The organism is Azospirillum sp. A1-3 (assembly GCF_023806445.1).
Classification (GTDB): domain Bacteria; phylum Pseudomonadota; class Alphaproteobacteria; order Azospirillales; family Azospirillaceae; genus Azospirillum.
In genome coordinates, this window is the sequence record NZ_JAMSLU010000001.1 from 2,135,782 (window position 1) to 2,153,581 (window position 17,800).

The 17,800-nt window shown below is 68.1% G+C and carries 16 protein-coding genes; 5 read left to right on the forward strand and 11 right to left on the reverse strand.

Annotated elements, in window-relative coordinates; translation table 11 throughout:
• Positions 1 to 171: 171 nt before the first annotated feature.
• Both M5E06_RS10185 and M5E06_RS10190 read right to left on the reverse strand, forming a co-directional pair.
• On the reverse strand, positions 172 to 1,188 hold the full coding sequence (locus M5E06_RS10185; RefSeq protein ID WP_252138066.1) for a fumarylacetoacetate hydrolase family protein: 1,017 nt from the start codon (positions 1,186 to 1,188) through the stop codon (positions 172 to 174).
• A gap of 49 nt (positions 1,189 to 1,237) precedes the next feature.
• A complete protein-coding gene (locus M5E06_RS10190) occupies positions 1,238 to 2,377 on the reverse strand; it encodes a homogentisate 1,2-dioxygenase (RefSeq protein WP_252138067.1) in 1,140 nt (379 codons plus the stop codon).
• A 156-nt stretch (positions 2,378 to 2,533) separates the two neighbouring features.
• Between M5E06_RS10190 and M5E06_RS10195 the strand changes: the two genes are divergently transcribed.
• Positions 2,534 to 3,091 carry a MarR family winged helix-turn-helix transcriptional regulator gene (locus M5E06_RS10195; protein WP_252138068.1) on the forward strand — a complete coding sequence of 186 codons (558 nt, stop codon included), beginning with the start codon at positions 2,534 to 2,536 and terminating at the stop codon, positions 3,089 to 3,091.
• Positions 3,092 to 3,097: 6 nt separating this feature from the next.
• Here the strand turns inward: M5E06_RS10195 and M5E06_RS10200 are convergent, their stop codons facing one another.
• Positions 3,098 to 3,724 (reverse strand): acyltransferase, encoded by a 627-nt coding sequence (locus M5E06_RS10200; RefSeq protein ID WP_252138069.1) that lies wholly within the window; start codon positions 3,722 to 3,724, stop codon positions 3,098 to 3,100.
• A gap of 261 nt (positions 3,725 to 3,985) precedes the next feature.
• Between M5E06_RS10200 and M5E06_RS10205 the strand changes: the two genes are divergently transcribed.
• From M5E06_RS10205 to M5E06_RS10215, 3 genes are all read left to right on the forward strand, one after another.
• Positions 3,986 to 5,641, forward strand: coding sequence for an FAD-dependent oxidoreductase (locus M5E06_RS10205; RefSeq protein WP_252138070.1), 1,656 nt, complete (start codon positions 3,986 to 3,988; stop codon positions 5,639 to 5,641).
• Positions 5,642 to 5,665: 24 nt separating this feature from the next.
• Positions 5,666 to 5,863: a DUF2783 domain-containing protein gene (locus M5E06_RS10210; protein ID WP_014248756.1), complete on the forward strand. Its 198-nt coding sequence runs from the start codon at positions 5,666 to 5,668 to the stop codon at positions 5,861 to 5,863.
• A 235-nt stretch (positions 5,864 to 6,098) separates the two neighbouring features.
• The gene (locus M5E06_RS10215) at positions 6,099 to 7,472 is read left to right on the forward strand and encodes an alpha/beta fold hydrolase (RefSeq protein ID WP_252138071.1); all 1,374 of its coding nucleotides are present in this window, start codon (positions 6,099 to 6,101) and stop codon (positions 7,470 to 7,472) included.
• Positions 7,473 to 7,670: 198 nt separating this feature from the next.
• Here the strand turns inward: M5E06_RS10215 and infC are convergent, their stop codons facing one another.
• From infC to M5E06_RS10240, 5 genes are all read right to left on the reverse strand, one after another.
• Positions 7,671 to 8,198: a translation initiation factor IF-3 gene (gene infC, locus M5E06_RS10220; protein ID WP_109075960.1), complete on the reverse strand. Its 528-nt coding sequence runs from the start codon at positions 8,196 to 8,198 to the stop codon at positions 7,671 to 7,673.
• Positions 8,199 to 8,281: 83 nt separating this feature from the next.
• Positions 8,282 to 10,246: a threonine--tRNA ligase gene (thrS, locus tag M5E06_RS10225; protein WP_252138072.1), complete on the reverse strand. Its 1,965-nt coding sequence runs from the start codon at positions 10,244 to 10,246 to the stop codon at positions 8,282 to 8,284.
• 179 nt (positions 10,247 to 10,425) lie between these two features.
• Positions 10,426 to 11,703, reverse strand: coding sequence for an EAL domain-containing protein (locus tag M5E06_RS10230; protein WP_252138073.1), 1,278 nt, complete (start codon positions 11,701 to 11,703; stop codon positions 10,426 to 10,428).
• Between the two features lie 143 nt (positions 11,704 to 11,846).
• Positions 11,847 to 12,920, reverse strand: coding sequence for a quinone-dependent dihydroorotate dehydrogenase (locus M5E06_RS10235; RefSeq protein WP_252138074.1), 1,074 nt, complete (start codon positions 12,918 to 12,920; stop codon positions 11,847 to 11,849).
• Positions 12,917 to 13,291 carry a DUF952 domain-containing protein gene (locus M5E06_RS10240; protein ID WP_252138075.1) on the reverse strand — a complete coding sequence of 125 codons (375 nt, stop codon included), beginning with the start codon at positions 13,289 to 13,291 and terminating at the stop codon, positions 12,917 to 12,919. Before M5E06_RS10240 ends, M5E06_RS10235 begins: the two co-directional genes overlap by 4 nt.
• Positions 13,292 to 13,623: 332 nt before the next feature.
• Between M5E06_RS10240 and M5E06_RS10245 the strand changes: the two genes are divergently transcribed.
• Entirely contained in the window at positions 13,624 to 13,842 is a 219-nt protein-coding gene (locus M5E06_RS10245; protein WP_252138076.1) for a hypothetical protein, read from the forward strand.
• 32 nt (positions 13,843 to 13,874) lie between these two features.
• On the opposite strand, the gene M5E06_RS10250 is transcribed toward M5E06_RS10245, so the two are convergent.
• From M5E06_RS10250 to M5E06_RS10260, 3 genes are read right to left on the reverse strand one after another with little or no spacing between them, the layout of a single operon-like run.
• Positions 13,875 to 14,195: a hypothetical protein gene (locus M5E06_RS10250; RefSeq protein ID WP_109075942.1), complete on the reverse strand. Its 321-nt coding sequence runs from the start codon at positions 14,193 to 14,195 to the stop codon at positions 13,875 to 13,877.
• A gap of 33 nt (positions 14,196 to 14,228) precedes the next feature.
• Positions 14,229 to 15,755, reverse strand: coding sequence for a phage terminase large subunit (gene terL / locus M5E06_RS10255; RefSeq protein WP_252138077.1), 1,527 nt, complete (start codon positions 15,753 to 15,755; stop codon positions 14,229 to 14,231).
• Positions 15,752 to 17,782 (reverse strand): glycosyl hydrolase family 28-related protein, encoded by a 2,031-nt coding sequence (locus tag M5E06_RS10260; protein WP_252138078.1) that lies wholly within the window; start codon positions 17,780 to 17,782, stop codon positions 15,752 to 15,754. The genes terL and M5E06_RS10260 overlap by 4 nt, the downstream gene beginning before the upstream one ends.
• Positions 17,783 to 17,800: the final 18 nt, after the last annotated feature.

Below are 17,800 nucleotides of genomic sequence, written 5' to 3' on the forward strand. Positions count from 1 at the left end.
TTTGCGATTCAATGACAAGCCGTTCAATTATCTGGACAACTATGGATCGCGATGCCAACAACGAGACGAATTGCCGCAAGTGCGAAAGGGGCGCCTGCGGATTGCTTGCACACCCCGCCGACGCCCTCATCTCAACCTGCAGACCGGGCTGCAGACCTGACCGCTGCCGCCTCAAGCCCCCTCGTACCGCACCACCTGCTGGTCGATGGCACCGAACACGCTGGCGCCGTCCGTGTCGAACAGCTCGATCCGCACGCGGTCGCCGAAGCGCATGAAGGGAGTCTGCGGCGCGCCGTGCTCAATGGTCTCGATCATCCGCAGCTCGGCGAGACAGGAATAGCCGACGCCCCCGGCCGCGACCGGCTTGCCCGGGCCGCCGTCCAGCTTGTTCGACACCGTGCCCGAGCCGATGATGCTGCCGGCCGCCAGATGGCGGGTCTTGGCGGCATGGGCGATCAGCGTCGGGAAGTCGAAGGTCATGTCGACCCCGGCATCCGGCTTGCCGAAGGCTTCGCCGTTGAGCGTCGTCACCAGCGGCCGGTGCAGCTTGCCGCCGTCCCAGGCATCGCCCAGCTCGTCCGGCGTCACCGCGACGGGGGAGAAGCTGGAGGCCGGCTTGGACTGGAAGAAGCCGAAGCCCTTGCCCAGCTCCGCCGGGATCAGGTTGCGCAAGGACACGTCGTTGACCAGCATCAGCAGCCGGATCTGACCGCGCGCCGCCTCGGCCGAAACGCCCATCGGCACGTCGCCGGTGATGACGGCGATCTCCGCCTCGAAATCGATGCCCCAGGCCTCGGTCGCCGCCGGGATTGGGTCGGTCGGCGCCAGGAAGCTGTCGGAACAGCCCTGATACATCAGCGGATCGGTCCAGAAGCTGGGCGGCATCTCCGCCCCGCGCGCCTTGCGAACCAACTCGACATGGTTGACGTAGGCCGATCCGTCCGCCCACTGGTAGGCGCGCGGCAGCGGCGAGGCCGCCTCGGCCGGGTCGAAAGGCTGGCCCGCCGCCGGATCGGCATTCAGTGCGCGATAGGCCTCCTCCAGCTTTGGCGCCAGCGCCGTCCAATCGTCCAACGCCGCCTGCAGGGTACGGGCGATCTCCGGCACCGGGGTGGCGCGGGTCAGGTCGCGCGACACCACGACCAGGGTGCCGTCACGCCCGCTCGCCTTCAAACTTGCCAGCTTCATTCGTCTCTTCCCTTCCTGAAATATCAGCGTCCGGCGACCTTATGGCCGCTCATTTCGCCTTCCAGCTGTCGGCGTAGCCGCCCCACTCGACGCCTTCCATCGCCTGATAAACGTCCAGCGGATCGCGGGTGTCGATCATCACCGCGACCTCGTCGGTCTCCTTGCGCTCGAACTTCTGCGCCACCTCGTAGGCCTTCGGGTGCGGCCCATGCGGGAAGCCCGAGGGATGGTAGGTGACCATGCCGGGATGGATGTTGTCGCGCGAGAAGAACTGGCCGCGGTGATAGAACAGCACCTCGTCGAAATCGTCGTTGGAGTGATAATAGGGCAGCTTCAGCGCCTCCGGGTCCGATTCGATGGGCCGCGGCACGAAGGTGCAGATGATGAAGCGGGAGGATATCCAGGTGCTGTGCGCCGAGGGCGGCAGGTGGTAGCGGTGACTCATCAGCGGCCGGATGTCGCGCCAGTTCAGCCGCACCGGCGCCAGATCGCCGTGCCAGCCCACCGCGTCCAGCGGGTTGAACGGATAGGTCATGGCGCAAATCTGCCCGCGCTTCTTGACCCGGACCAGGGTTTCGCGCTCGTGCTTCTGTGCCTGGAAGGCGTCGTCCAGCGCCGGGACGTCCAGCACCGCCGGGTCGAAGATGGCGTGGGTGCCGACCAGCCCCTTGTGCGGCAGCTTGTAGGCGTCGTTGGTGGCCTCCACCATCAGCACCATCACCGCCTCGTCGGTTTCCAGCCGCCAGCAGGTGTTGCGCGGCAGCACGACATAATCGCCCTCGCGCACCTCCAGATGGCCGTAGTCGCAGAACAGGTGACCGCCGCCCTGGTGGAAGAACAGCAGGTCGTCGCCGTCGGCGTTGCGGGCCAGATGGTCCATCTTGCCCTTGAAGCGCCACAGCCGCACCTGTGTCGCCCCGTTGCCCATCAGGGCCGGCGCCTCCAGCGGGCAATCTGGAATTTTTTGGCCGGGCATGGAATCGACATGGTTCAGGTCGAAGGCGCGCGGGCGCAGCGGCCCGTCGAAGCTGGTCCAGCCGGTCGGCGGATGGGCATGGTGCATCTGGGTCGCCGGGCCGAAGAAGCCCTCGCGCCCCATCTCGCGCTCGTAGGTGCCGGCGGGAAGCCGGACATGGGCCTGACGTGACGCGATGCCCTCGACCTTCGGAAACGAAATCCAGTTCTTCATGGCGCTTCCCCTCGCTGCCGCCGATCAAGTCCGCGACGGACACCGGCAGGCTTGTTCCGTTGCGGCCATTTTAGTTTCGTTTGAAACTGTTGCAAGAGCCAAATTACAGCGCAGGATGGGGCCACCCGCGCCCCTCATCACAGACGACGCCCGCCGATGCCGCCCGCCCGCCGTTCCAGCACCGCATCCTTCAAAACCACTGCCAAATCGGCAGCCGCGCCGGCCGACATGCCGGCGCTGCACCTGACGCGCTTCCTGCCCTACCGGCTGTCGGTTCTGGCCAACACGGTCAGCCACACGCTGGCCAAGCTGTACGAGAAGCGGTTCGGCATCACGATCCCGGAATGGCGGATCATCGCCGTGCTGGGCGGCGGCGAAACGATGAGCGCGGGAGAGATCGCGCAGCGCACCGCGATGGACAAGGTGCAGGTCAGCCGTGCCATCAGCCGCATGCTCGATTCGGCGCTGATCCTGCGCGAATCGGGCGACACCGACCGGCGCAAGGCCCTGCTGACCCTGACACCCAAGGCCCTGGCGATCTATGCCGAGATCGTGCCGATGGCCCTGACCTATGAGGAAGAGGTCACCGACGCCCTGTCGATCGACGAGCGGGCGCAACTCGATACGCTGCTGTCCAGGCTGCAGGCCCGCGCCGACCAACTCGCCGCCCGCCCGGCGCCGGTTACAGCGCAGGCGGAGCCGGTGGACGAGTAAAGCCGCTCACCCCCCTTTCACCTTGTGCAGCGGCTGGCTGGTGCCGGCATCGACGCGGCCCCGGCCGGGTTCCTCCGCCTCCAGGGGGGCGCAGGCGACCATGGTGGCGAGCGAGCGGCGGGCGAGGCGCTGGTATTCCTCCGTCCCTTCCGACTTCCAGGCGACTTCGTCGGGCCGCAGCTCGCGCATCACCTTGGCCGGCAGGCCGGCCACCAGCGTGCGCGGCGGCACGACGAAACCGGCCTTGACGAAGGCCATGGCGGCGACGATCGACTCCTCGCCGATCTCCGCGCCGTCCATCACCACCACATTCATGCCGACCAGCGCGTTGCGGCGGACGATGCAGCCGTGCAGCACGGCACCATGGCCGACATGCCCGTCCTCCTCGACGATGGCGTCATGGCCGGGGAAGGCGTGGATCGTGCAGTTGTCCTGCACATTGCTGCCCCGCTGCAGCACGATCCGGCCGAAATCGCCGCGCAGGCTGGCGCAGGGACCGACATAGCAGCCCGGCCCAACCACCACGTCGCCGATCAGCACGGCGGAGGGATGAACGAAGGCGGTCGGGTCGATGACGGGAATCACGCCGTCGATGGCGTAGACGGTCGGGCGCGGCAAGGTGGGGGCGGACATAGTCGGCATTCCTCGGTGTCTCTATTCGGTCTTTTGCCGCAAGGCTACACCGCCGCACGCTGTACGCGATACTGATTTTCCGTCATAGTGAGCATGTCTGTATCGCTTCACCGGCAGTCCCGCCGATGATGTAGCGAAGGCTTGATTGGTATCAAATGCAACTGTATCGTTGGCAACAATAACAAATCGCCAGAAAGCCGGCCGCTCCGCGGCCGGGCCGCCAACGCGTCCTGTCATGGTTTCCGGGGGAGGAAACGCCCAATGCACGCGACTTTCAGCTATCCGAAATACAGCTTCACACCCTCTGAGGAACAGCGCACCGGCACCGTCCGGCGTCATCCGGTGGTGGTCATCGGCGCCGGCCCGGTCGGGTTGACCGCGGCGCTCGACTTCGCGCGCAAGGGCGTGCCGGTTGTGGTGCTCGACGCCGAGGACACCGTCAGCGTCGGCAGCCGCGCCGTCTGCTATGCCAAGCGCGCGCTGGAGGTGTGGGACCGGCTGGGCGTCGGCCAGCGCATGATCGACAAGGGCGTGGTGTGGAAGATCGGCAAGGTCTTCAACGGCGACAGCATGGTCTACCAGTTCGACCTGCTGCCGGAGCCGGACCACAAGATTCCCGCCTTCATCAACCTCCAGCAATATTACCTGGAGGATTTCCTGGTCGCTGAAGCCCAGAAAAGCGAGTTGATCGACCTGCGCTGGCTGTCGCGCGTCATCTCGGCCAAGCAGGAGGCCGACCATGTCGTTCTGCAGGTGGAGACGCCCGACGGCGTCCATGCGGTGGAGGCCGATTGGGTCATCGCCTGCGACGGGGCCAAGTCGTCGGTGCGCAAGATGCTGGGGCTGGAGTTCCAGGGCGAGGTGTTCAAGGACCGCTTCCTGATCGCCGACGTGGTGATGAAGGCCGATTTCCCGGCGGAACGCTGGTTCTGGTTCGACCCGCCCTTCCACCGCAAGCAGTCGGCCCTGCTGCACATGCAGCCCGACAATGTCTGGCGCCTCGACTTCCAACTGGGTTGGGACGCCGACCCGGAGGAGGAGAAGAAGCCGGAGCGCGTCATCCCCCGCGTCCAGGCGATGCTGGGCGCCGACACGCCGTTCGAACTGGAGTGGGTGTCGGTCTACACCTTCCAATGCCGCCGGCTGGAGCGGTTCCGCCATGGCCGCATCCTGTTCGCCGGCGACAGTGCCCATCAGGTCTCGCCCTTCGGCGCGCGCGGCGCCAACAGCGGCGTGCCCGACGCCGACAATCTGGTGTGGAAGCTGGCGCTGGTGCTGGACGGCAAGGCGCCGGACTCGCTGCTGGACAGCTACAGCGACGAACGGGTGGCGGCGGCCAAGGAGAACATCCTGAACTCCACCCGCTCCACCGACTTCATCACGCCGAAGAGCGAGATGAGCCGCGTCTTCCGCGACGCGGTGCTGGAGCTTGCCGTCGACCAGCCCTTCGCCCGCTCGCTGGTCAATTCCGGCCGCCTGTCCACCCCCACTACCTACACCGACAGCCCGCTGAACACGCCAGACGGCGACGCCTTCGCCGGCAAGATGGTGCCGGGCGCCCCCGCCACCGACGCGCCGGTGGAGCGTGACGGCCATGCCGGCTGGCTGATGGAGGCGCTGGACGGCCGCTTCACCGTGCTCTACGCCGCCGGTGACGGGCCGGTCCCGGCGGAGGTGGCAGAGGCGCTGGACAGTCTCGCCGCCGGGCCACTGCCGCTGGCATGGCACGCGGTGACCGAGCGACGCCGCGGCATCGCCGGGGAACTGGTCGACAGCGCCGGCCGCCTGCGCGAACGCTACGACCTGACGCCGGGCAGCGTCTATCTGATCCGCCCCGACCAGCACATCGCCGCCCGCTGGCGCCGCTTCGACGCCGCGGCCCTGTCCGCCGCGCTGAACCGCGCCACCGGCCGCTGATATTCGAACTCGTGGAGTCTTCCCATGGCCAAACTGATGACCGAGCAGCGTTTCGCCAGCCCGGACGACGTGTACCAGCTGCTGATCGACAGCCACCGCGACCTGACCCCCGACCAGAGCACCCGCCTGAACGCCAAGCTGATCCTGCTGCTCGCCAACCACATCGGCGACGCGGAGGTGCTGGCCGAGGCGCTGCGCGTGGCCCGGCAGGGGGTGGAGTAAGGAGGAGGCACGGCCCCCTCCCTTCCCATGCTGACGCATGGGCCCCTTCCCTCCCCCGCCTTCGGCGGTAGAGAGAGTCGAGCGCGGAGCGGCGGCAGTCCCCTCTCCCGCGTAGCGGGGGAGGGTTAGGGAGGGGGCATCGTCAGCCGACACTCCACCCACCTCCCCCCTGACGCCAAGCCAAAGTTGGCGTACAAGAGCGCAGCCCCTTTCCGTCGCGGAGACTGCGCCGACCATGACCTTGCGCCGCCTGCTCCCCCTGCTGTTCATGCTGCTGTGCTGCGGCCCCGCCCTGGCGGAGGGGCTGACGCAGACGGCGCTGTCGATCCCCGCGCGCTTCCCCGACGGCAGCTCCGCCGCGCTGGAGGCGATGCTGCTGCGGCCGGACGGCCCCGGCCCCTACCCCATCGCCGTTCTCAGCCACGGCACGCCGCGCGACCCGGCAGACCGGGCGCAGATGACGCCGTTGCGCTATCTGCCGGAAGCCCGCGAGTTCGCCCGGCGCGGCTGGGCAGTGGTGGCGGTGATGCGGCGCGGCTATGGCGGATCGGACGGTCCCTACAGCGAGACGACCGGCGCCTGCAGCAACCCCGACTACCTGCATTCCGCCCGCCAGAGCGCCGAGGATCTGCGTCAGGCCATCCGCTATGTCGCGGCCCAACCCTTCGCCGACGCCAGCCGCATCGTCGCGGTCGGCGTCTCGGCCGGCGGGCTGGCCAGCATCGCGCTCAGCGCCGATCCGCCGCCGGGACTGAAGGCCGCCATCAGCTTCGCCGGCGGACGCGGCTCCGTCGCCGACAACGAGGTCTGCCAGGAGAACCGGCTGGTCGCCGCCTTCGGCACGCTGGGCCGCAGCTCGCGCGTTCCCAGCCTGTGGATCTATGCCGAGAACGACCTGTTCTTCGGCCCCGACCTCGCCCGGCGCCTGTGGGAGGCCTTCATCCATGAGGGCGGACGGGCGGAGTTCATCGCCGCCCCGCCCACTGGAAAGGACGGGCATGGCTTCTTCAGCACCGCCATCCCGCAATGGACGCCGATGGTCGACCGGTTCCTGGCGAAGAACGGGCTGGTGCTGCGCGACACCCCAATGGCGCTGACGCTGCCGGCGCTTCCCCCGCCGTCGGAGCTGTCGGCCGCCAACCGCGCCAAATTCCCCGCCTACATCGAGGCCGGCGGCAACAAGGCCTTCGCCGTGTCGCCCGATGGCGCCTATGGCTGGAAGTCCGGCATGCGCAGCCTGGACGAGGCGCAGAAGGGCGCGCTGGAGAATTGCGCATTGCACACCCAGAAGGGCTGCCGCATCGCCTATCTCAACGACCGCCCGGCCGGCGCTGGCGCCGATGCCGCCGCCCCGGCGGAGGCGCCGCGCGGCACCCGCGTCAACCTGGAGCCGCCGAAGGAGTTGTCGGCCTCCGGCCGCGACAAGTTCGGCGCCTATGTCGCCGCGGCCGGTCGCAAGGCCTTCGCGGTGTCGCAGGATGGCGCCTTCGGCTGGAAATCCGGCATGCCCAGCGAGGACGCCGCCCGCCGCGGCGCCCTGGACAGCTGCGCCAAATACACCCGCCACACCTGCTATGTCGTGATCGTCGACGACCGACCGCTGCGCTGAGGAAGGTGATTGGGGAGCGGTTGCCCCCTCCCCGACCCTCCCCCGCTTCGCGGGAGAGGGAGTAAGTGTTGAAGCGGCGGAGTTCCCTCTCCCGCAGAGCGGGGGAGGGTTAGGGAGGGGGCAACCGCACAGCGACACCACGCAAAAAAAGGCCCGTCCGGCATCCCGGACGGGCCTTTTTCGTAACGTCACCCCGCGTTAGCGCGGAGCCAGCACCATGACCATCTGGCGGCCTTCGAGCTTCGGCATCTGCTCGACCTTCGCCAGTTCGGTCAGTTCGTCGCGGACGCGAACCAGCACATTCATACCCAGATCCTGGTGCGCCATTTCACGGCCGCGGAAGCGCAGGGTCACCTTGACCTTGTCACCTTCCTCAAGGAAACGGCGCGCCGAGCGCATCTTCACGTCATAGTCGTTGTCATCGATGTTCGGCCGGAGCTTGATCTCCTTGACCTCGATGATCTTCTGCTTCTTGCGGGCCTCGTTCGCCTTCTTCTGCGCCTCGTACTTGAACTTGCCATAGTCGAGGATTTTGCAGACGGGCGGTTCCGCCTGGGGAGCGATCTCGACCAAATCGAGACCGGCATCCTCAGCGGCCAGCAGAGCATCGCGCAACGACACCACCCCGATCATCTCGCCGTCGGCACCGACGAGACGAACGGAACGAGCCGAGATCTCCCGGTTAACCCGCGGGCCTTCGCGGGTCGGGGCGGCTTCGGACGGGATCCTGGCTATGGACGCTTCTCCATGGTCTGAAACCACGCGGAAGCCGGCCGTCCAGAGGAGGGCCGGCGGCGTCGCGCGGTCGGTTAAAACGGCGAATCGGTCACGGTTTCGCCGGCAGGCGATCTCGCTTCCTCAACCAGTTTAGCCACGGCGGCGTCGAGGGCAAGAATTTCCTGATCCTTGCCGCCCAGCACGCGGAGCGCGACCGTCCGTTCGTCTGCTTCCCGCTTTCCGACAACCAGCATCAGGGGAACCTTCTGCAGGCTGTGCTCGCGGACCTTCAGGTTGATCTTCTCGTTGCGGGTGTCGAGTTCGACGCGCAGGCCCTTGCGCTTCAACAGCTTGGCCACTTCCTCGGCATAGCCGTCGGCCTCGCTGGTGATGGTGGCGACGGTGACCTGCACCGGCGACAGCCACAGCGGGAACTTGCCGGCGTAATGCTCGATCAGCATACCGATGAAGCGCTCCATCGACCCCAGAATCGCCCGGTGCAACATGATCGGCCGGTGGCGGGCGCCATCCTCACCGATATAGCTGGCATCGAGTCGTTCCGGCAGGTTCGGGTCGTACTGCAGCGTGCCGCACTGCCAGGTCCGGCCGATGGCGTCGGTCAGGTGGAATTCCACCTTCGGACCATAGAAGGCGCCCTCGCCCGGCAGCTCCTCATACTCCAGCCCGGCGTCGCGCAGCGCCTGGGCCAGCGCCCCTTCGGCCCGGTCCCACAGCTCGTCGGCGCCGGTGCGGACATCCGGACGCAGAGCCAGCTTCACCGAGATCTTGTCGAAGCCCAGGTCCTTGTAGACGCCGAGCTGCAGCTTGAAATACTCGGCCGCCTCGCTCTGCACCTGATCCTCGGTGCAGAAGATGTGGGCGTCGTCCTGGGTGAAGGCGCGAACGCGCATGATGCCGTGCAGCGCGCCCGACGGCTCGTTGCGATGGCAGGCGCCGAACTCCGCCATGCGGATCGGCAGGTCGCGGTAGGAACGCAGGCCGTGGCGGAAGATCTGGACATGGCCGGGGCAGTTCATCGGCTTGATGCCCAGCAGCTTCTCGCCACCGTCGGCCTCCACCTTGAACATGTTGTCACCATACATGTCCCAGTGGCCGGACGCCTTGAACAGCGAGCTGTCGATCAGCTGCGGCGTCTTGACCTCGACATAGCCGGCGGCCTTCAGCTTGGTGCGGATGTAGGTTTCCAGCGTCTGGTAGAGCGTCCAGCCCTTCGGATGCCAGAAGACCGAGCCGACCGCCTCTTCCTGCACATGGAACAGGTCCAGTTCCTTGCCCAGCTTGCGGTGGTCGCGCTTCTCCGCCTCCTCGATCTGGTGCAGGTAGGCCTTCAACTCCTTCTCGTCGCGCCAGGCGGTGCCGTAGATGCGCTGGAGCATGGGGTTGCGGCTGTCGCCGCGCCAATAGGCGCCGGCCACCTTCATCAGCTTGAAGCCCTGCCCGACCTTGGCCGTCGTCATGGCATGGGGTCCGCGGCACAGATCCAGCCAGTCGCCCTGGCGGTAGATCGACACCGGCTCGCCCTGCGGGATCGCCTCGATCAGCTCGGCCTTGTAATGCTCGCCGAGCTTCTTGAAGTAGGCGATTGCCTCGTCACGGTCCCAGACCTCGCGCACGATCGGGATGTCGGCCCCGACGATCTCGCGCATCTTCGCCTCGATCTTCTCCAGATCCTCGGGCGTGAACGGCTCGTCGCGCGCGAAGTCATAGTAGAAGCCGGTGGCGATCGACGGGCCGATCGTGACCTGCGTGCCGGGATACAGCTTCTGCACCGCATCGGCCAGCACATGGGCGGCGTCGTGGCGGATGACCTCGAGAGCGTCGGCGTGGGTGCGCGTGACGATCTCGATCTTGGCGTTGGTAGTGACGGTGGTGGTGAGGTCCTTCACCGTGCCGTCGATCTTGACGGCAAGCGCATCTTTGGCCAGGCGCGAACCGATGGACTGGGCAATCTCAAGCCCCGTCACCGGCCGGTCGAACTCCCGCACGCTGCCGTCGGGCAGCGTGATGGCGATGTTGGACGTCACCGAAGTCACCATTTCACTAGTGTTGGTCTCACCCGCATCGGGTGCCCGGACTTGGCCGGGAACGCGAAATTTCCATCGCCGCGTGGGGGAATGTCAAGCGCGGTGGCGGAAATCAAGGGTGTGGACAGACCAACGCTGCAATGCCGCCACAACTCGGCATTGGTTCCTTGGCAGGCACTTGCCTACACGCCTCACTCCGGCTTCCGGCTCAACCGCGGTTCGCCGAACAGGTAGCCCTGGCCGAAGTCGAAGCCGGTGTCGAGCACCTCGACCAGCTGGTTCTCCGTTTCGATCTTCTCGACGATCAGGTCGATGCCCTCGGCGGCGCAGCGGTGGCGCAGCTCGCGGATGCGCCCGGCATTGGCGGGGTCGAGCACCAGGGCGCGGTCCAGCTTGATGCAGCGGAACTCGTGGCGCAGCAGCCGGTCCAGGTCGATGGCGAGGTCGGTCACCTGATCCATGGAGAAGCGGAAGCCCAGCCGCGCCAGCTGCGACAGGATGCCCATCGTTACCGCCCCGCCGACGCGCAGGTCGTGCTGGCTCAGCTCGAACACCAGCTTCGGCACCAGGGCGTGGTTCTGCGCCATCATGTTCAGGAACTGGCGCATGAACTCCGCGTCGGCCAGCGTCGCGGCGGAGATGTTGGCGAAGAAGCCGATGGCGTGCTGGCGCCGCTCCGTCTCGCGGATCAGCTGGACGCAGCGGACCAGCAGCAGGTTGTCGATGGTGGCGATCAACCCCTCGCGCTCGGCGATGTCGAGATAGCGGTCGGGCATGATCTGCTGCCCGTCGGCGGCCCGCACGCGCGAGAACACCTCGTAGAAGCGGTGCTTGCGCTGGGGCAGGCTGACGATGGGCTGGAGATAGACGTCGATGCGGTCGGCCTTCAGCGCGTCGCGCACCGCCTCCAGCACCGCGGCGTCGTCCATCGGCGCCGCCACCGGCGCGGCCTGAGAAGTAGCAAACGGCGCGGCGGCGGACGGGGCCGGCGCGGGACGGCGCTCGGCACTTGCGGCCGGCGGACGCGGAGCGCGCCGTTCGGTCAGGCGGGCGACCAGCGACTGCAGAAGCTTCACCTCCTGCATCACCGCGTCGTAGCGGACGCCACCGTTGGGCTGGGCGCCGGGATCGGCGGCGAGCCGCTGTTCCAGCAGATGGGCCAGCTCCTCCACCCGGTCGTTCAGGCGGGCGATACGGCGGGTGGCCCTGCGTTCGCGCTCCAGCCGCGTCACCACGTCATGGACCAGGGCGCCGGCCAGCACCACCAGCGCGCCGGCCAGCCACGCCACCAGCGGATCGGCCTCCGGGCGCAGCGCCCACAGCGCCGCACCGGCCGAAACCCCGGCGATCAGATAGGCCAGCGCATAGACGAGGTGCGTCAGCAGGGTCATCGCGGGAACCGGGGTGAAGGGAACGGCCGCGGATGAGGCGGCGGTTCCGGGGCGGAGGTCGGCGGTCAGGGCCTTCACGGGTGCGCAGCCTCTGGCAGGAGCATGACACGGAACCGCGCGGGTGTCCCAACCCTAGGTCCCACTGTCGGGACACCCGCTTGACGATCCGTTAATGCTACGCTCCTGCCCGCCGCATCCTGCGGACCCTCAGCGGTGATCCCTCAGCGGTGATCCGCCCCCACCGCCTCGGCGACCGAGCGGAAGCCGTCGCGGCGCAGCAGTTCCGCCAGCTCGCTGCGGATGCGGTGGACCACCGCCGGCCCGGCATAGACCATCGCCGAATAGAGCTGTACCAGCGACGCGCCGGCCCGGATCTTGGCATAGGCGTCCTCGCCGGTCGCGACACCGCCCACGCCGACGATCGGCAGCTTGCCGCCGGTCAGCGCGTAGATCTCGCGCAGGACGGAGGTGGAGGCTTCGAACAGCGGCGCGCCGGACAGGCCGCCGGCCTCGCTGCGCATCGCCGCCGGGATGCTGTCGGGCCGGGCGATGGTGGTGTTGGAGACGATCAGCCCGTCGATGCCGCTCTCCAGCGCCACCGCGGCGATGTCGCTCTTGTCCTCCACCGTCAGGTCGGGGGCGATCTTCAGCAGCAGCGGCGGGTTGCGGGTCAGGCCGCAGGACGCCCGCGCCTCCAGCACCCGTTCCAGCAGGGCGCGCAGCGGGTCGCGGCCCTGGAGCGCGCGCAAGCCCGGCGTGTTGGGGGAAGAGACGTTGACGACCAGATAGTCGGCCAGCGGCGCCAGCCGGCGCACGCCGATCACATAATCGTCGGCGGCATCCACCGTGTCCTTGTTCTTGCCCAGGTTGGCGCCGACGATGCCGGGCGCGCGTTTGCCGGAGTCGCGGCGGCGTTCCAGCCGCTGGGCGAAGGCCTCCAGCCCCTCGTTGTTGAAGCCCATGCGGTTGATGACCGCGCGCTGCTCCACCAGCCGGAACAGGCGGGGGCGCGGATTGCCGGGCTGGGGCCGCGGGGTGACGCTGCCGGGCTCGACGAAGCCGAAGCCCAGGTTCAGCATGGCGTCGACCACCTCGGCATTCTTGTCGAAGCCGGCGGCCAGCCCGACCGGGTTGGTGAAGTCCAGCCCCCAGACGCGGGTGTGCAACGCCGGCTCGTCCTTGCCGCGGGCCGGCGGGACCAGTCCGGACTTCAGCGCCTTGATGGTCAGGCCATGCGCGGTCTCAGGGTCGAAGCGGAACAGCAGCGGCCCGGCAAGCGGATAGAGGTCGATCACGGAACGAGGTCCTGAAGGGTGAAGGGAAAGCCGGCCGGGAAGACATGGCGCCCGTCCGGTCCCAGCAGCAGCGGATCGACCCGCAGCACGGCATCCACCGGCAGCGGCCCGTAGAGGTGCGGGAACAGCTGCCCGCCGCGCGACGGCTCCCAGCGCAGGGCATCGCCCAGCCGGTCGGCGTCCACCGTCAGCAGCAGCAGGCCGTCCTGGCCGGCGCGGTGCTTGGCGGCGCTCTCCACCACCTGGGAGGCGGTCGAGAAATGGATGAAGCCGTCCTGGACATCCTGGGACGAGCCGGGATAGCGGCCGGCCGGGCGGGCGGCGTCCCACTCGTCCGCGCGGCACATGTGATGAATGATGCGGTCGGTCATGACGGTGGGACACTAACGCAACGCGCGGCCACCGGCCAGAGACCTCGAAGCCGCAGCGTCGCAGTACCTTGGAAACGCCCCGCTCTGCTCGCCGCGGCACAACGCAAGATCGTCTCTCCGAATGCAATTCCGCACGCTTCGGGCGTTGCATTTTGCAAAGCACACTCGAAACTATTCGGCATTTTGCGGGTATTTTTGAAATTCGGCGGCGTCCTTCTCCGCCGGATCGGTCGCTTCGCCCTCTCAACCTCCGCGATTCCCTGACTTCAGGCCGTTCGCACCGGTTGGCACCGCTTTTGCTGTGACAGTTCCAAGTCAACGGAGGACCCGCCATGAACGCGATTTCCATGAGCCTGATGAAGAAGACCCAGCCCTGCGATGCGGAACTGGGCGGCTCGGTCACCGCCATGGGCGCGCTGTGCGAACCGGGTCAGACCGCGGTCCCGCTGAAGCCGAGCGCCACCATGCTGGCTGCCGGCGCGCGGGCCGGCGGCGTGTCGGTCGAGGTCGCCTGGAAGATCTATCAGGCGATGATCCACCACGCCGACTGAGCCGGCCCGCAAGGTCAAGGTCAAGGCCCCGGTCAGCGCCGCCCGCCCTCGAACGGCATGAAGCCCGAATCGAGTTTGGTCTCGATCCGCAGCAGATGGTCGGTCAGGCGCTGTTCCACGTCCTTGAGCGTCGCGAAGGAGACATAGGTCTTCGCGACCTCCAGCTTGTAGGCGGCAAGGCTCTCGCGCACCTGCGCCTGGGCCTCCTCGGCGCGGCTGCGCAGATCGTCCAGCGCGCTGTCCGCATCCTTGCGCACCCGCGCGATCAGCCAGAACAGCCCGCCCATCGCCGGCAACTCGACCGCGGTGATCCACCAGGCGAGATCCAGGCCTCCAGTCAGGGCATCATGCATCGGGGTCTCCCGTTCGTGTGGTGAGGAATCGACTCAAAGCTCCCAATCCGCCTCCGCCATCATCGCACCCGCACCGCGCCAGTCGGCGCGGCGGTCGGACGGGGCGGTGCTGCGGTCGAAGCGGTAGGGTTCGGCGCCCAGGCAGCCGGCCACCGCGTCCAGCCCGTCGTCGGGACCGCGGTATCGGCCGTCCGGCCGCCAGTCGCGCATCTCGCGGATGAACGGCGTTTCCCAGACCTGCCGGTGGGCCAGCAGGCGGCGGTCGGCCAGCAGGGCGTCAAAGGCTTCCAAAATGCGGCGGACCTTGGGCGTGTGGCTGAACTCCTCCACCACCCCGGCGGCCAGCCGGTCGTTGCGCAGCCGTTCGCGCAGCAGTCCGGGCAGGAAGCGGCCGATGCCGTTGATCTCGATGTGGACCGCCGGCAGATGGTTGTCGGCCAGAAAGCGGGAGACCTGCCGGCATTGCTGGTCGGCCTCCGTCTCCGGCGCCTTGGGATCGACGGCGAGATACCGCACCCGGTGCAGGTAGAGGCGCTTGTCCTCCCCGGCGAAGACCGCGGCGACCACGCTGCCGTCACCGCTCTTCACCCTGCCGTCCCCCTCCCCCGCCGGCCGGGCGAAGGCCGGGTCCCACCAGCAGGTGGCCGAGACCAGCTTCACCCCGTCCAGCGTCAGCACCGCGCGGCCCAGCGCCTCGCGATACTCCAACTCCGCGTCGTATCGGCCGAGATTGTCGACATTCAGCACCCCATCGGCGACGCTGACCGGGCGCAGCAGCATCTGGCTGGTGAATTTGTTGGGGCCGGTGGATTTGCGGATGCGGGCGACATGCGCCTCGCCGAACCGTTCCTTCCAGGTGTAGGTGCGCTTGCCCTGCTCATCCTCGGTGTAGACCGGCAGGACCAGCCGTTCGAACCCGTCGAGAAAGGGCGGGCTGCCGTCGTCGGTCTCCTCGGCATAGAGGCTGTCCTGCGCGTGCGGCGTGCCGACATAGAGCTGCGCTCCGCCCGGCACCAGCACATACTCCAGCTCCGACAGACGCTCGCGCAATGCGGCGCGCTTCACCGCGGTGTCGGCGTTGCGCGGCACCTCGACGTCGTCGCAGATCACCACGTCGGCGCGGCTGCCGGTGATGTTGCCGCCTATGCCCGCCGCCGCCATCGACGGGTCGCGCAGTTCCGTCGGCCGCACCACGGTGAAGCGGTCGGCCGCCCATTGGTCGCGCTCCTTGCTCGGCGGCTTCAGATGGCTGCAGCCGGGATGGCGTTCCAGGATGCGCTTGACGTTGCGCACCATCTTCATCGCCAGCTTCAGGTCGGCGGCCAGCACCAGCAGCCGGCGGTTGGGATCGCGCAACAGCAGCCAGGCCGCAAACAGCCCGACCAGCGTCGATTTGCCGGAGCCGCGGAAGGCCATCAGCAGCATCCGCCGGTTCGGCCCGGCCATATGCTCCTCCAGCCAGCCGGCCATCCGCGCATGATGGGCGGGGGTCTTCAGCTCCACCATTTCGTTCCAGCCATCGACGAAGCCGGCGAAGCTGTCGTCGTCCTTCCCCGTCATGGATTCCGCCCCAGGATGTGCCAGCCGGCGCCGTTCGACATCGCGGTCACCGCATGGCCCTGCGCGGTCAGCGCGATGGCTTCGCTGTCCGGCCCGCCGCCGCCGGCCTGGGTGACGGTGACGCGGTTGCCGCCGGTGTCGGATTTCTTGACGGTGACCGTCCGCCCGACCGCATGCGGGGCCGACGGCACCGGCAGCCGCACCTCCACCGCCCCGCTCCAGGCGCTGACCAGATAGAGCTGCTGGTTCAGGTCCGGCTCGAACAGGCCGGGGGTGTCGTGATAGTGGGCGTTGCCCGGCTGGCTGTTGCCGGCGACGATCCACCAGCCGGCACCGTTCGACACCAGCGTGACGAAGTCGTACCGGTTGCCCAGCGACAGCACCCGTCCGTCCGGCCCCGGCCCGCCGGTCTCCGTCACCGTCAGCGGGTTGGTCGACGCATCGGTGCGCTTGATCGTCACCGCATGGCCGTTGGCGTCCCCGGCCTTGGGTAGCCGCAACTCCACCGCCCCGCCATAGGCGCTGGCCAGATAGACCGAGCTGGTCAGGTCCAGCGCCACCACCCCGCCGGTGGCCGGCTCCACATACTCGGTGTCATAGCGCAGAGCCTCCACCACCAGTTCGGTGACGCGGCTGCGCTGGAGCCGGTTCTTCTCCGGATAGCCGGCATTGACCGCCGTGTACTGCCCGCCGGAGCGGTCGAGGATCGCCGGCCCGGCGGCGGCGGAGAACAGGTTGACGATCGCCGTCTCCACCGACCCGGCATCCAGCTGCAGGTTCGGCAGGGCGCCCAGCGATTCAGCGTAGAAATTCACGATCAGCGTCTTGTCGGTGACGGCACCGACGCGGAAACAGGCCTCCGCCTCCGGCCACAGATTGGCTTCGCAATCGAAGAAGGCGTTGTTGAAGCGCCCCTGCTCGACGAAGAAACCGCAGCCGCTCATCGGCGCCGACAGCGAATAGACCCGCACGGCGTGGAAGCGATTGGCATTCGGCGTGTCGCCCGCCCCCGTCCGCGTCAGCCACACCCCATGCCGCGACGGCCGCGCCACCAGCACGCGGGCGATGTTGTTCCAATAGCAGGGCAGGTTCGGGTCGATGTAGCCATCGAAGACCAGTCCGACTTCCGGCTCCCACAGCGTCAGGTCGGTCAGGCTGTTCTGCACGCAAGGCCCGTCGCGCCCGAACAGCCGTACCCCCGCCTTGCCCTGTTCCAGCCGCAGGCCCGACAGGGTGGCGTAGCCGTCCGGCAGATGGATCAGGTCGAAGCCGTTGGAGGCGCCATGGATCACCGACCCCTGCCCCACCCCGTACAGCGTCTGCCCATGGCCGAGCGTCAGCGTGTTGGCGATGCGGTAGGTCCCCGGCGGCACGAACACCGCGCGGGCGGAGGTCAGCGCCGTCTGCAGGGCCAGCGTGTCATCGACCAGCCCGTCGCCCACCGCGCCGAAATCCTTCACGGACGCGAGGTCGGCCAGCTTGTCGCGCACCGGCCGGGCGGTGGCCCCGGCCCCCGGCGGCACATAGGTCGCCAGCGCCTCCTCGTCCACCGGTGGGCGGATCGTCGGATTGCCGGCGCTGTCGAAGGCCAGCAGCTTGCCCTGGCGCAAGGCCCGCTCCGGCAACAGCGGCGAGGCTGGCAAGTCGCTGTCGCCATAGCGCAGCATCAGCTCCTGGTCGCCCGCCACCTGCTGGAGCATCGCCGTCAGCCGGTCCAGCTCGCCATTGAGGGCGGAGGCCGGCAGCGGCCCGCTCTCGCCGAAATCGCTGCGCCGTTCGATGGGCAGCCGGCGGCGCAGCAGAACGACGGTCCCCTCCGCCGGCGCCGTAGCGAAGGTCTCCGCCCCGCCAGCGCTGGCGCCGGCCCCACCGACGGCATAGCCGGTGCTCTGGAGTGCTGCGCCCAGGAAGACCTGCAGATCCTCGTCGGCGAAGATCGGGAACGGGTAGGTGAAGACCCGCTGCATGCCATCGGCGAGATACTGTACGCGCGGGGTCCCACGCGGGATGAGAAGCGACGTGGTCATCAGGGGGTCTCCGGTTGA